We start from the raw sequence: 13,364 nt of genomic DNA, 5'->3' as shown, positions 1-13,364 counted from the left end.
GAGTGCGTGAATGCGTGATATTCAGCTAGTCATGGAACGTTGGGGCGCATGGGTGGCGGATAATTGTGACGGGGTTTACTGGTCTTCCATTGCGGCGGGTTTCAACGGGTTAATCCCGAACCGGGTGAAATCCCGCGTACAGTGTTGTGATGACGATGCCATGATTATCGCCAGTTGCATGGCAAAACTGAATCAGCAGTGTAACGATGCGCACGATCTGCTCTTTGATTATTACGTCTTTGGTAAAACGTTTATGCAACTCGCCCATGATCATCATTGTTCGGATACGCACATCGGGAAGCGATTACAAAAGGCTGAAGGCGTGATTGAAGGGATGTTAATGATGCTGGATATCGTACTGGACATGGATAAAGATATCCCGTTAGTACAATATCCCTGATGTGACTGCCTATAAAAATAAATCTTTACGATCGTAAAAACGGCGCTATTGTGATAAACGTGATAGCAAAGTCCCCCGGCTTATTAATACCCGGCAGCTTAAACCTTGCCCCGCGCAAGGTTTTTTTACGCCTGAAATAAAACATAAGACTTGCTGTTGTGATGGGTCAGAGTTACATGTGTGTTCAAGCATAAAAACTGACCATGAGGTTAAATTTATCATGCTAAAACATGAAGATATGACAATAACAGCCGCCTGTGTTTTAGATGCCGTGCCTTTGCATACGTGGTTTTCTGTTTCTGAAGTGTCTAAATTAATGGGGTTGCCTGAACCCCGTTGCCAACTATTGTTAACACAATTTCGTCTGGCGGGTTTAATGGAAAGCCGGGACGATGACACGTTTTTCAAACGTTCTCCCTGATGGGGTTATTTCCCAGAACGTGAAAGTGTAGCCGGTGAATGCCGGTTTTTCGTGTTGTCGTTTTCCTGAGAACAGTCAGCGTCGAGAGGAAAAAAGCGGATGGATTTACGCCCTGTCACCTTAGTCAACGATGACTCCCTAAAATTTATCAAAACCCTGCCAGATAACTGCATTGACTTAATTGCCACAGACCCGCCGTACTTTCGCGTGAAAGATTGTAGCTGGGATAATCAGTGGGAGGACGTCACGGCTTACCTTGCGTGGCTGGATGAACTGTTGGCTGAATTCTGGCGGGTACTGAAACCGAACGGTAGCCTGTATATGTTCTGTGGTTCGCGTCTGGCCTCGGATACGGAACTGCTGGTGCGGGAACGGTTTAACGTGCTGAACCATATTATCTGGGCGAAACCGTCTGGCCCGTGGCGCAGGCAGAATAAAGAAAGCCTGCGCATGTATTTTCCGGCCACTGAACGTATCATTTTTGCCGAACATTACCAAGGTCCTTATCACCCGAAAGGCGATGGCTATTTCAAACAATGCCGGGAACTGAAACAGTCGGTGTTTAAACCGCTGGTCGATTATTTTCGTGATGCTCGCAAAGCGTTAGGCATCACAGCAAAAGCCATACACAAAGCTACCGGAAAGCAGATGGCCAGTCACTGGTTCAGCGACAGCCAGTGGCAGTTACCCAGTGAAACGGGCTATCAAAAGTTGCAGGGACTGTTTGACCGTATTGCTAAAGAAAAGCACCCGCGTGGTGAACTGAACACCCCGTATTCTGAGCTGGTGGACTCTCATTTCACCCTGTCGCGTCAGTATGACGAATTGCGGCAGGAATACGGTTTAATGCGCCGTTCATTCACGGTGACGGCAGACGTGCCTTATACCGATGTCTGGCATTTTGCGCCAGTGCAGTATTATCCGGGCAAACATCTGTGTGAAAAACCGGCTGATTTAATGGCGCATATTATCCAGTCCAGCAGCCGGGAAGGGGATTTGGTAGCCGATTTCTTTATGGGTTCCGGGGCGACACTGAAAGCGGCGTTGAAACTCAATCGTCGTGTATTAGGTGTGGAGCTGGAAGAGGAACGGTTTAAGCAAACGGAGCAGGAAATCAAATTATTTACAAATAAATGAATTGGGTCCAGTGGATTGTAAAAATGACCACACAAGGCGAATCGATATATTAAAACATAAGAATTTATTAATATATTCATCCTGTTTAACAGCAGGCGGAAATTAAATATTAAATTTAACTTCCCATTATTTATAAATATAAGGAAATAGTATGTCTGAATTTATTAAGCCTGAACATGAATGCCCCTTTGAACCAAAACAATATCAGTGTGATTGTTTTATTGCACCAGCGGGCTCTTTTTCTTGGGCTTTGATTCAATTAAAACTACGCAAGCGCGTTACCCGTTCTGTTTGGGTGAATTGCCAAGGGAATAATGAGATGTATCTGGCTATCACTCCACGTGTAAATAATTTAGCCGTAGAGAAAGATAGCGCTTATGCCGTTGATGGCGTTGCTGTTGAGACTAAATACGATTATTTGACTCATATTGATCTGCGCAATGAGCACGGTAATTTTGTGCCGTGGCAGCCAACGCAGGAAGATATGATGGCGTGTGATTGGCATTTTGTAGAACAGAAAGAAGAGCTCATTAAACCTAAACCATTTGTTAAGCCTGCGCATCAATTGAAAGTACGGTTAACTGTTGGTGAATATATTTCCTCTAACAAAACTCACTATGTTGGTTATGGAGATCTACATGGTACCACTACTGACTACAGTACAGGAGCATGGGAAGTCATTAGTAATGATACATTGCTTCCAAATAAAATTAGTCAATTCAGGGTAATTCATTCGAATTCAGAACCTAATCGTGACTTTGTTCTTGATGAGATGAATAACTCTAGTAAAATCAAAGACCAACTTGGTTCAAAAAAATTAATTATTAAATATTTAGATAAAGAATATGATTTAGGAATCGCTAAGACATACTATTCTGCGACTCTATTATATCCTCGAACAGAAGGTTCAGCAGCATTAGAAGAATTATTTATCTCATCAATTGGAAAAAAACTAGAACTTGAATTTAATTTTTTTGAGGAATAATTGATATAAAAAATATATTCATAGTACTGGATTAGATTATGTTAAGACTGTGTTTTATGAAGTGTCCAGCTTAATGAAGTCACTTCACTTGACGCAGTTTTTTTGTTTTTGCCACTGCAATTACGTTACTACTTTTTGTTGCTGGTGCCTTACTTACTACAACTCACAGGGGCGAATATATTTCACCCCACGGATGCTCATTGCTCGAATAGGGGGTGTATAAAAATGAAAGAAAACTCTGATATCTGGGTATACCTCGGTGAGTGGATTATATCAGTAAAAGAACAAGGCATCGGAGCTGTACTCGCAGGAATAATGGCATTTTTCCGAGGTCGCTATAACGGTGTAGGTTGGTTAAAAGTGTCTATCGATGCCTTTATATGTGCCATGTTTGCTTGGTTCATTCGTGATGTATTAAATCTGTTTGGTCTGAATCCTGACTTAGCTTACGTCGGCAGTGTGGTGATTGGTTATCTGGGAACAGATTTTATCGGCCAATTGTTGCGTAAGGCGGCAAAGAAAAGAGCAGGAGCTTCTTCTGATGGAAATCAGCAATAAAGGTCTTGAGTGTATCAAACGGTACGAAGGTCTGAAACGAAAAGCCTACCCTGATCCCGCAACCGGCGGTATGCCGTGGACCATTGGTTATGGTCATACAAAAGGAGTTAAAAAAGGGGATGTGATTACAGAGCAGCAAGCCGAAGCATTCCTACATGATGATCTCCAACCTATATACACCACCTTAAGAAGATTGGTTAAAGTTCCTTTGAGTCAAAGCCAGTTCGATGCCTTGTGCTCGTTTATCTTCAATTGTGGCAGCGGGAACTTTTCGGGTTCCACTTTATTGAAGAAACTCAATCAAAGTGATTACACCGGCGCAGCGGCAGAGTTTTCCCGATGGAATAAAGCAGCAGGCAAGGTTATGCGTGGGCTGGATAATCGCAGGACATCTGAGCGCTAGATGTTTTTATCATGAAGCTCAATTTCACCTCTGGCGTTGTTATTGCATTGATTATTGCTTCAGCCGCTGCCTTCTTATACCGCGCTGGCTATAAGAAACAGCTCGGCATTAATAGCGACCAGGTAACTGAAATCCAGCAACTGACTGACACTATCGACTATCAGAGCATGCATATTGACATGCTGCATGAACTGGATAGCAAACACACGCAGGAACTCGCCAATGCCAAGACTGAAATCGACACTCTTCGGGCTGATGTTGCCGCTGGTCGTCTCAAGCTGCGCATCCAAGCCACCTGCCCCGTGTCTGAAATCACTTCCTCCAGCAGCGTGGTCGATGCAATCACCGTCGAACTCACTGGAGAAGCTGGATCAACTGTTCTTGATATCCGAGAGGGCATTATCAACGATCGGGCAAAATTAAGCTATTTGCAGGAATATGTGAGAACACTGTGTTTGTGAGATGTGAATAATCAGGCATCGTGGGTATTAGCGATCAATCACATCCAGTGATTTCACGCATGAGGAGAGCATTATTTCAAGCCCTCCTCTACCAGGATACAGTTGTGACTAATGTAGTCTGCATCTAAAGTTAGGGTAGCGGTACATAATGAGGTAAAGCAGCTGACAACAATATGCACGTAAAGTAGACTGAAAATCCAATGATATTAATCAATAAAGGGAGTTTGGGTTATGCTCAAAGGGATATTCGTGATGCTTTGCATGTCTTTCTTACCCATCGTTACTCTTATGACGATAGTGCTGTTGTATGTATTGATAACAGGTATTAGCGATTACAAAATAAAAAACTACTCACTTAATGACTGGAAAGGTTTTGCGATATTAGGCGTGGTAGTTGTCTTATTATTCTGTTTGGCTTGTTTTCTTTGGTCTCAATTTCCAGCATTTATCGAATTAATGGGGAAGCCTACTTATAGGTCACGCGTTCAAATGTAATGATTGAGGTACGACTTCGTATTATATAACCAACCGCCTTATGATAACCACCTTCGGGTGGTTTTTTGCCATATGGAGACCAGAACATGCCACCTCGTATTCCCCGATCCTGTCGCAAGTCAGGTTGCCCCAAGACCACCACCGACCGCAGCGGCTACTGCACTGACCACCTGCACATGGGCTGGCAGTCTCATCAGCAAAGCAAGAGCCGACACCAACGTGGCTATGGCAGTCAATGGGATAAGCTAAAGACGCGGGTCAAACAACGAGATAATTCTCTGTGCCAGCACTGCTTGCGGCAGGGGCGAGTGGTCACCGGCTCCACGGTTGACCATATCCAACCCAAAGCCCACGGTGGCACTGAGGCGTTAAGCAACCTGCAATTATTATGTGAAGCCTGCCATCGGCAGAAAACCGCGACCGAGCGATTACGAAGAGATTAATTTCTGATTGTAACTATTGCTCATGTCATCGTTATAGGGGGAGGGCGGCTCAAATCGCTGCCCCTCTCGCTCCGAAGGACCGCCACCGTGGGGCTTTTTTTATCCCCGCGAAAAATGAAATTTAAATCACGCGTTTTTCACTGTTTTTAAGCACGGGAGATGCTGTGTATGACCGGAACGGCGGGCAAGTCAGGTCGTCGCCCCAAGCCGACGGCACGTAAGGCACTGGCAGGCAATCCGGGCAAACGCAGGCTGAATCGGGATGAACCGACTTTTACCCCGTTGACGAGCGTTTCACCGCCGGATTAGTTTGCTGAAAGTGAAATGTCGCTGGCCGAGGTGATGTGGGCGCTGACCAGTAAGGAATTATGTGCACAAGGATTACTGTGTGTCACCGATCTCGCTGTGCTCGAACGCTGGTGTGTGGCTTACCAGTTCTGGCGCAATGCCGTGATGAATATCGCCCGGCAGGGTAATACCGTGACCGGTGCAACCGGCGGTCCGATTAAAAACCCGGAACTGACCGCTAAAAAAGAGCAACAGGCTGAAATGGATACGACCGGCTCGATGTTGGGACTCGATCCGAGCAGCCGTCAGCGTTTGATTGGGGCGGCAGGTCAGGCTAAAACGGATAATCCGTTTATGAGGATGATTGCATCGTGAGCCGTAAATCTTACCTGAATATCAATGCGGCGAACCAATATGCCCGTGATGTGGTGCGCGGCAAAATTGACGTTAGTCGCTACGTCAGAGAGGCCTGTCAGCGGCATCTGGATAATCTGAATCAGGAAAAGAGCACGCTATTCAAATATCGGTTCGATAAAGCGCTGGCCGAACGTGCCGCGAAATTTATCCAGCTCCTGCCGCACACCAAAGGGGAATGGGCGTTTAAACGGATGCCGATCACACTGGAGCCGTGGCAACTGCTTATTGTCTGCTCGGCCTTTGGCTGGGTGCATAAAGGCAGCCGGTTACGCCGTTTTCGGGAAGTGTATACCGAAATTCCGCGTAAAAATGGCAAATCCGCCATTTCAGCGGGTGTGGCACTCTATTGCTTTACCTTTGATGACGAATTTGACGCGGAAGTCTATTCCGGTGCGACCACGGAGAAACAGGCGTGGGAAGTGTTCCGGCCAGCCCGCTTGATGTGCAATCGCACGCCATTACTGATTGAGGCATTTGGTATTGAAGTAAATGCTTCCAATATGAATCGTCCGGCAGACGGAGCCCGGTTTGAGCCGCTGATCGGCAATCCCGGGGATGGGCAGTCACCCAGTTGTGCGATTGTGGATGAGTACCACGAGCATGATACCGATGATCTCTACACCACTATGCTGACGGGCATGGGGGCACGGCGTCAGCCACTGATGTGGGCGATCACCACGGCAGGTTACAACATTGAAGGCCCGTGTTATGACAAGCGGCGCGAGGTGATCGAGATGCTGTCCGGCAATGTGCCCAATGAAGAGCTGTTCGGGGTGATCTATACCGTGGACGAGGGGGATGACTGGACCTCACCGGACGTATTACGCAAGGCCAACCCGAATATGGGGGTCTCAGTCTATGCTGATTTCCTGCTGAGCCAGCAACAACGCGCCCTGAATAACCCGCGTTTAGCCAGCGTATTCAAGACCAAACACCTGAATATCTGGGTATCGGCCCGTGAGGCTTATTTTAATAGTGTGAGCTGGAAACAGTGCGAAGACACCTCACTGACACTGGCGCAATTCGAGGGTCAGCCCTGCTTTCTGGCCTTTGACCTCGCCCGCAAGCTGGACATGAACAGCATGGCGCGGCTTTTTTCGCGTGAGATTGACGGCAAACAGCATTTCTACAGTATTGCGCCACGGTTCTGGGTGCCGTATGACACGGTTTACTGTGTGGAACAGAACGAAAATCGGCGCAGTGCTGAGCGTTTTCAGAAATGGGTGGAAATGGATCTGCTGACTGTCACAGAAGGCGCCGAAGTGGATTACCGCTACATTCTTGAAGAAGCCAAGCTCGCTTGTCACCTGAATCCGGTTAATGAGGCACCGATTGATCCCTTCGGGGCCACCGGCTTATCTCACGCACTGGCAGACGAGGGCATTAACCCTATCATCATTACTCAGAATTTCACGCATATGAGTGATCCGATGAAAGCGCTGGAAGCGGCGATTCAATCCGGGCGTTTCCATCATGACGGTCACCCGATTATGTCATGGTGTATCGGTAATGTGGTCGGGAAAACGATGGGCGGCAACGATGATATTGTGCGCCCGATTAAAGAGCAGAAAGACAGCAAAATTGATGGCGCAGTGGCGCTGATGATGGCGATGGGGCGGGCGATTTTGCACGCAGCCCCCAGTCTTTCCGATCATCTGATCTCCCACGGTGTTCGCTCACTCTGAGATTTTTTTATGAAATTATTAATGATGGCTGCCCCGCTGGTTGGGCTGGCAGGCTGCGCTCTGCTGTCTTACGGCGCATGGCGGCTGTTGCCGGCTGCGGGATTGATGGTGGCAGGCTGCCTGTGCCTCGGCTGGTCGTATGGGGTCTCACGTATATTGAGTCAGAAACCCGATAAGGAGACCTGATGTTTTTCCCCGGCTTATTTCGCAAATCCGCCGACGCCATGACCGTCCGTGACTTAAGTGAACTGATTGGCCTGTCCTATGATACCTACAGCGGGCGGCGGGTCAGCCCGCAGTTAGCCATGCAGCTCACCGCCGTGTTCAGTTGTGTGCGGGTGTTGGCGGAATCGGTCGGTATGTTGCCCTGTTCGCTGTATGAGCAATTAGAACGCGGCAACCGACGTGCCATTAAAGAGCGGCTGCATCAACTGTTGTCGGTCAAACCCAATCACTATATGACACCGCAGGAGTTCTGGGAGTTGCTCATTGCCTGCCTGTGCCTGCGTGGTAATTTCTATGCTTACAAAGTGAAGGCGCTCGGGGAAGTGGTGGAGTTACTGCCCCTCGATCCGGGCAGCGTCACGGCAAAACTCAACAAAGATTGGCAGCCGGACTATCAGGTGACCTTCCCGAGCGGTGAAAACCGGACGCTGACACAGGATGAACTCTGGCATGTGCGCATTTTTACACTGGATGGTCTGACCGGGTTAAGCCCGATTACTTACGCCCGGCAAGCGATAGGGCTGGGGCTGGCCACCGAAGAACACGGTTCTCGATTGTTTGGCAACGGGGCCGTGACCAGCGGTGTCCTGCAAACGGATCAAGCCTTGAAAGAGGAAGCCTATCAGCGTCTGAAAATGGATTTTGAAGCCCGTCATCAGGGGCTGGTCAACGCCCATAAGCCGATGATCCTGGAGATGGGGCTGAAATGGCATCAAATCAGTTTATCGGCAGAAGATGCACAGTTTCTGGAAACCCGTAAGTTTCAGTTGGAGGAAATCTGCCGCATTTTCCGGGTGCCGTTGCATATGGTGCAGAACACTGATCGCGCGACCTTTAACAACATTGAAAATCTGGGGATCGGGTTTATTAATTACTCGCTGGTGCCGTACCTCACCCGCATTGAACAACGTATTAATGCTGGGCTGGTCAAAACTGCTAAACAGGGGCGGTTCTATGCCAAGTTTAACACGGGAGCTTTACTGCGTGGCGATATGAAATCCCGCTTTGAAGCCTACGCCACCGGTATTAACTGGGGTATTTACGCGCCGAATGAATGCCGGGAGCTGGAAGAACTCAATCCCCGTGAGGGCGGCGATATTTATCTCACACCGATGAACATGACCACGCAACCTGAACCAGCGCCGAAAAAAGAGGAAGAAAATCATGCCGATGATCACCCAACAACGACTTGATATGCCGCTGAAAATCAAATCGGTCAACGATGCCGGCGAATTTGAGGGATACGGCTCTGTGTTCGGCCTCAAAGACAGCGTTGATGATATTGTCTTACCCGGTGCGTTTGCCAATACGCTGAAACAATGGGGTGAAAAAGGCAGTCTGCCTGCGTTGCTCTGGCAGCACCGGATGGATGAACCCATCGGGATTTATACCGACATGAAAGAAGACGAGACCGGACTGTATCTCAAAGGGCGATTGTTGATCGAAGCTGATCCGCTGGCAAAACGGGCTCATGCCCATATGAAAGCTGGATCACTTTCTGGTTTGTCGATCGGTTACACCCTGAAAGACGGAGAGTATGACCGAACAAAGCAGGCTTTTTTATTGAAAGATCTCGATTTATGGGAAGTCAGTCTGGTGACTTTTCCCGCTAACGAGGATGCGCGGGTGAGCAATGTGAAATCCGCCTTGGCCCGGGGTGATATCCCCAATCCCAGTTGTATTGAACGGGTTCTGCGCGATGTTGGACTCTCCCGCGCTCAGGCTAAGGCCTTTATGGCGGAGGGATACGGCGCGTTGTCTTTGCCTGATGCTGAGACTACCTCGGCATTAACGGCCCTGAAATCATTACATTTTAACTAACCGGAGTGTTTGATGGCGATTGAAGTCAAAGATGTACAACAGGTTGCGCAAGAAATTCAGCAGCGTTTCGATGAATTCAGGCAGAAGAACGATCAGCGTATTGAGGCCATCGAAGCCCAGAAAGGGAAGTTGTCCGAGCAGGTGGATACGCTGAATGGCAAACTGTCTGAGCTGGATACCCTGAAAACCGCGCTGGAAGAGGAGCTGGCGGGGCTGAAACGTCCGGCAGGCGGCAGCAATACGCCCGCAGTGAGTGAACACAAAGCGGCGTTTGCTCAGTTTCTCCGCAAGGGCAAGGAAGAGGGGCTGGCAGCGCTGGAACAAAAAGCGATGCAAACCACGGTCGATCCTGAAGGTGGCTATGCCGTGCCGGAAGAGCTGGATCGCAATATCATCAATGCCCTGAAAGACGAAGTGGTGATGCGTGCTGAGTGTCACGTGGTGTCCGTAGGCAGCCCGAACTTTAAGCGGTTGGTGAATCAGGGCGGTGCTAACAGTGGCTGGGTGGGAGAAACCGATGAACGACCGGAAACGCAAACACCGAAGCTGATGCCCATCGAACCGACATGGGGCGAGATTTACGGTAATCCAGCCGCGACCCAGACCATGCTGGATGATGCCTTTTTCGATGTGGACGCCTTTATTTCGTCTGAACTCACACAAGAGTTTGCTGAGCAGGAGGAGAGTGCGTTTACCCACGGTGACGGCAAAAACAAACCGAAAGGTTTGCTGGCCTACGGCAGTGATGCGCAGGAAGACAAAGATCGCAAATGGGGCACGTTGCAGCATCGGTTGCTGAAAAAGCCGACCGAGATCACCGCCGACGACATACTGCAGCTGATCTACACACTGCGTAAACCGTATCGCACCGGCGCAAAGTTCATGATGAACAACAACATGCTGTTTCAGGTGCGCACCCTGAAAGACAGTCAGGGCAACTACCTGTGGCAGCCGGGCCTGCAAGTGGGGCAACCTTCCGCCTTGCTCGGTTACGGTATTGCCGAGAATGAGCAGTTCGCCGATTTGGGGGCAGGTACGGTGCCGATGGCGTTCGGGAGCTTCAAACGCTGCTATACCATTTTGGATCGTCTTGGGGTACGTATGCTGCGCGATCCCTACACGCACAAGCCGTTTATTCACTTCTATACCACCAAACGGGTGGGTGCGCTGCTGGTGGACAGCAACGCCGTGAAATTGCTGAAAGCGGCAGAAGGTAAGGCGTAATTATCAGGAGTTCACATGCCATTCCCCTCTTTGGATCTGCTCAGGCAGCAGTGCCGACTCGACAGTGATAATCCCGCCGAAGATGATTTATTAAACACCTATTCCCGCGCTGCCATCAAACGGGCGGAAAGCTACCTGAACCGTCGCCTGTATGAGAGCGTGGTACCGGAGGATGATCCCGATGGCTTGCTCGTGACCGATGATGTGGCACTGGCGATTATGTTGACCGTGGGATTCTGGTATGACAGTCGGGACGGCCAGTCATTGCCGCTGGGCTTTCAGGCCTTACTGGAACCCTATCGTTTTATTCCATTATAGGAGAATCACGATGAAAGCAGGAGAACTGCATCATCGTATCCGGTTACTTCGTCCGGTTATTCATCGGGACGAACTGGGTGCAGAAACGTTCAGCCACAGCACTGTCGCCACTGTCTGGGCAAAAGCCGAGGCCGTGTCCAACCGAAAGCTCCGTACTGCCGAGCAGCAACAGGTGATCGAGGTACAGCAATTTACCGTCAGATCCCGGCGTGATATCGGGCCGGGTTGGCTGATTGAACATCAGGATCGGCGGTTCACGGTACGCACCATTGACCGTAATCGTGCCGACCGCACGATAATGACCACGGAGGCCGATGTGCGCCATGATTGAACCTGAACTGAAAGCCGATTTAGAACGGATAACGGGCCTGCCGGTTTATCCGCTGATGTTGCCCTCGACAGTATTAGAAGGCGTGACCTATCAGCGCATCAGCGATCCCCGATTCACTCTCGGGTTGGTGGCCTCACCGTTAATCGAAGCACGTTTCCAAATCAGTATTATGGTGCTGAACGATTACACCCAGGCCCTGCGACTGGAAGCGAAAATCCGTTCAGCATGGGAATCCGTCCAGCATGGCTTGCTCGGTGGTTATCCGGTACAAACCATTTCACGCGGGATTTTGCAGCAGGAGGCGGAAGAGCTGACCGAAAATCGCAAGCGTTACCGTATCACCCGTGATTTTATCATTGCCTATACGGAGGTCACAGATGATTAGTGCCAGCGTGTCCGGCCTCGAGGCATTAGGGCGCAAATTGCAGGAACTGGAGGTTGATCTTCAGACTAAAGTTCTGCGTCAAGCCGGTAAAACGGCGATGGAAATCGTGCAGGAAGACATGCAGGCTCATGCGGGGTATGACTCCAAGAGTAAAGAGCCACATCTGCGGGACAATATCAAAACCCGCTCCACGAAATCGAAGAAATACCCGGGCGGGGTGATGATTACCGTCGGCCCCACCAAAGCTCACCGGATGAAAGCCTTAGCACAGGAAATGGGCACGATCAAACAGGTGCCGAGTCCCTTTATCCGTCCGGCGCTGGATTACAACAAACAGGCCGTTTTAACCGCGCTGGCGCGGGAAATCAGCGCCGCTTTATCGTCTTATAGCAAATAACCTGACAGGAGTCATCATCATGACAACGTCCCCCGAATACGCTGTTCTGCCGGTAGGTACGGTCGTTAAGTTCGGCAAACCCGGCGATAGCGTGGCACAGATGAAACCCCTCATCAACTGTAAAGCCTTGGGTGCAACCGGGCTGACCGGCAGCTTTGTCGACTGCACCACCCTGATGGATACCAATAAGCAGTTTATCTCCGATATACCGGAAGGCCCGGAAAAATCCCTCGGCTTTATCGATGATCCGGCGAACGACGATTTTGTCTCTTTCCTAAACGCGGCTGAAAAGCGCGAAACCGTGCAGTTTTACATCGCCCTGCCGAATAAACGGACTGCCACGATGGTACTGGCGCTTTCCGGCTGGGAAATGAATGACATTAACGCGCCGGCGAGTGAAGTGATCCAGATCACCGTCAAAGGCAAACAAAACAACCTCGTTTGGGGTATCGCAGACAGCAAAATAGGAGTTAACCCATGAAAGCACTGAAAGCGGCTTTACTGACTCCGCGTCCGCAGATTAAAGCGGTGGAATTGTTTGGTACGCAAATCAATCTGCGTCGGATGACGGCACTGGAACTGCTGGAGCTGGAAGAAAAAGCGGAAAAGCTGAGTGAAGCGGGAGACGGGCGCGGGGCTTCCCGCCTGAATATACAGATGGTACTGGATTGTCTGGTGGATGATAAGGGTAAACCCATTCCCGCCGATGATCTGCCCACCGCAGAGGAATTGATGATCGTCCATGATAACGCCATCCTAATTGAAGCCATCCAGACCGTGAAGCGCCATTCCATCGGCACGCTGGAGGAGGCCGAAAAAAACTAACTGACTCGTCGTGGCTGCATTTTGCCTTCACGTTAGCGGAACAGCTCGGCGAAATCGATCCCTATCGTATCCTGTCCTTGCCGGCGTCCACGCTCAACGAATGGCAAGCCTATTACCGACTGAAACACCGCCAACCGGCAGACAG

General features: G+C 49.6%; 19 protein-coding genes and 1 pseudogene. 19 read left to right on the top strand and 1 reads right to left on the bottom strand.

The features are described from left to right. Positions 1-10 precede the first annotated feature (10 nt). The 10 genes and pseudogenes from Xhom_RS50010 to Xhom_RS49965 all read left to right on the top strand — a co-directional run bounded on the left by Xhom_RS50010 (position 11) and on the right by Xhom_RS49965 (position 7,693). On the top strand, positions 11-400 hold the full coding sequence (locus Xhom_RS50010) for an antiterminator Q family protein (RefSeq protein WP_069318273.1): 390 nt from the start codon (positions 11-13) through the stop codon (positions 398-400). Between the two features lie 220 nt (positions 401-620). Beyond that, positions 621-821 (top strand): hypothetical protein, encoded by a 201-nt coding sequence (locus tag Xhom_RS50005; RefSeq protein WP_069318274.1) that lies wholly within the window; start codon positions 621-623, stop codon positions 819-821. Between the two features lie 99 nt (positions 822-920). Then, positions 921-1,958 carry a DNA-methyltransferase gene (locus Xhom_RS50000; protein WP_069318275.1) on the top strand — a complete coding sequence of 346 codons (1,038 nt, stop codon included), beginning with the start codon at positions 921-923 and terminating at the stop codon, positions 1,956-1,958. Between the two features lie 151 nt (positions 1,959-2,109). Next, complete coding sequence (locus Xhom_RS49995; protein WP_069318276.1) at positions 2,110-2,943, top strand: DUF2829 domain-containing protein; 834 nt, start codon at positions 2,110-2,112, stop codon at positions 2,941-2,943. A 225-nt stretch (positions 2,944-3,168) separates the two neighbouring features. Next, positions 3,169-3,501: a phage holin, lambda family gene (locus Xhom_RS49990; RefSeq protein WP_099139842.1), complete on the top strand. Its 333-nt coding sequence runs from the start codon at positions 3,169-3,171 to the stop codon at positions 3,499-3,501. Continuing rightward, positions 3,485-3,904 carry a lysozyme gene (locus Xhom_RS49985; protein ID WP_046335925.1) on the top strand — a complete coding sequence of 140 codons (420 nt, stop codon included), beginning with the start codon at positions 3,485-3,487 and terminating at the stop codon, positions 3,902-3,904. Before Xhom_RS49990 ends, Xhom_RS49985 begins: the two co-directional genes overlap by 17 nt. Before the next feature lie 11 nt (positions 3,905-3,915). Next, a complete protein-coding gene (locus tag Xhom_RS49980; RefSeq protein WP_069318277.1) occupies positions 3,916-4,365 on the top strand; it encodes a lysis protein in 450 nt (149 codons plus the stop codon). Positions 4,366-4,946: 581 nt separating this feature from the next. Next, entirely contained in the window at positions 4,947-5,303 is a 357-nt protein-coding gene (locus tag Xhom_RS49975) for an HNH endonuclease (protein ID WP_069318279.1), read from the top strand. 168 nt (positions 5,304-5,471) lie between these two features. After that, positions 5,472-5,966 (top strand): annotated as a pseudogene (locus Xhom_RS49970) (phage terminase small subunit P27 family). Beyond that, on the top strand, positions 5,963-7,693 hold the full coding sequence (locus Xhom_RS49965) for a terminase large subunit (protein WP_069318280.1): 1,731 nt from the start codon (positions 5,963-5,965) through the stop codon (positions 7,691-7,693). The pseudogene Xhom_RS49970 and the gene Xhom_RS49965 overlap by 4 nt, the downstream one beginning before the upstream one ends. A 7-nt stretch (positions 7,694-7,700) precedes the next feature. Here the strand turns inward: Xhom_RS49965 and Xhom_RS49960 are convergent, their stop codons facing one another. After that, positions 7,701-7,919: a hypothetical protein gene (locus Xhom_RS49960; protein ID WP_169928497.1), complete on the bottom strand. Its 219-nt coding sequence runs from the start codon at positions 7,917-7,919 to the stop codon at positions 7,701-7,703. Here Xhom_RS49960 and Xhom_RS49955 point away from each other — a divergent pair. The 9 genes from Xhom_RS49955 to Xhom_RS49915 are packed head-to-tail and all read left to right on the top strand — an operon-like array spanning position 7,879 to position 13,219. Continuing rightward, a complete protein-coding gene (locus Xhom_RS49955) occupies positions 7,879-9,111 on the top strand; it encodes a phage portal protein (protein ID WP_069318281.1) in 1,233 nt (410 codons plus the stop codon). The two genes, Xhom_RS49960 and Xhom_RS49955, sit on opposite strands and share 41 nt — an antisense overlap. Continuing rightward, positions 9,089-9,739, top strand: a complete 651-nt coding sequence (locus Xhom_RS49950; RefSeq protein WP_069318592.1) for an HK97 family phage prohead protease — start codon at positions 9,089-9,091, stop codon at positions 9,737-9,739. The genes Xhom_RS49955 and Xhom_RS49950 overlap by 23 nt, the downstream gene beginning before the upstream one ends. A 12-nt stretch (positions 9,740-9,751) precedes the next feature. Next, positions 9,752-10,963: a phage major capsid protein gene (locus Xhom_RS49945; RefSeq protein ID WP_069318282.1), complete on the top strand. Its 1,212-nt coding sequence runs from the start codon at positions 9,752-9,754 to the stop codon at positions 10,961-10,963. 15 nt (positions 10,964-10,978) lie between these two features. Next, positions 10,979-11,281 carry a head-tail connector protein gene (locus Xhom_RS49940; RefSeq protein WP_069318283.1) on the top strand — a complete coding sequence of 101 codons (303 nt, stop codon included), beginning with the start codon at positions 10,979-10,981 and terminating at the stop codon, positions 11,279-11,281. After that, positions 11,205-11,612: a phage head closure protein gene (locus tag Xhom_RS49935; protein ID WP_232326199.1), complete on the top strand. Its 408-nt coding sequence runs from the start codon at positions 11,205-11,207 to the stop codon at positions 11,610-11,612. The genes Xhom_RS49940 and Xhom_RS49935 overlap by 77 nt, the downstream gene beginning before the upstream one ends. Further along, positions 11,605-11,997, top strand: a complete 393-nt coding sequence (locus tag Xhom_RS49930) for a hypothetical protein (RefSeq protein ID WP_069318285.1) — start codon at positions 11,605-11,607, stop codon at positions 11,995-11,997. Before Xhom_RS49935 ends, Xhom_RS49930 begins: the two co-directional genes overlap by 8 nt. After that, the gene (locus Xhom_RS49925) at positions 11,990-12,394 is read left to right on the top strand and encodes an HK97-gp10 family putative phage morphogenesis protein (RefSeq protein WP_069318286.1); all 405 of its coding nucleotides are present in this window, start codon (positions 11,990-11,992) and stop codon (positions 12,392-12,394) included. Before Xhom_RS49930 ends, Xhom_RS49925 begins: the two co-directional genes overlap by 8 nt. Before the next feature lie 19 nt (positions 12,395-12,413). Beyond that, entirely contained in the window at positions 12,414-12,875 is a 462-nt protein-coding gene (locus tag Xhom_RS49920; protein WP_069318287.1) for a phage tail protein, read from the top strand. Continuing rightward, on the top strand, positions 12,872-13,219 hold the full coding sequence (locus Xhom_RS49915) for a phage tail protein (protein WP_069318288.1): 348 nt from the start codon (positions 12,872-12,874) through the stop codon (positions 13,217-13,219). The genes Xhom_RS49920 and Xhom_RS49915 overlap by 4 nt, the downstream gene beginning before the upstream one ends. Positions 13,220-13,364: the final 145 nt, after the last annotated feature.

The sequence above is a fragment of the Xenorhabdus hominickii genome (assembly GCF_002632725.1).
Taxonomy (GTDB): Bacteria; Pseudomonadota; Gammaproteobacteria; order Enterobacterales; family Enterobacteriaceae; genus Xenorhabdus; species Xenorhabdus hominickii.
The sequence above is the reverse complement of the archived record's forward strand: the minus strand, read 5'-3'. Positions and strand labels throughout refer to the sequence as shown.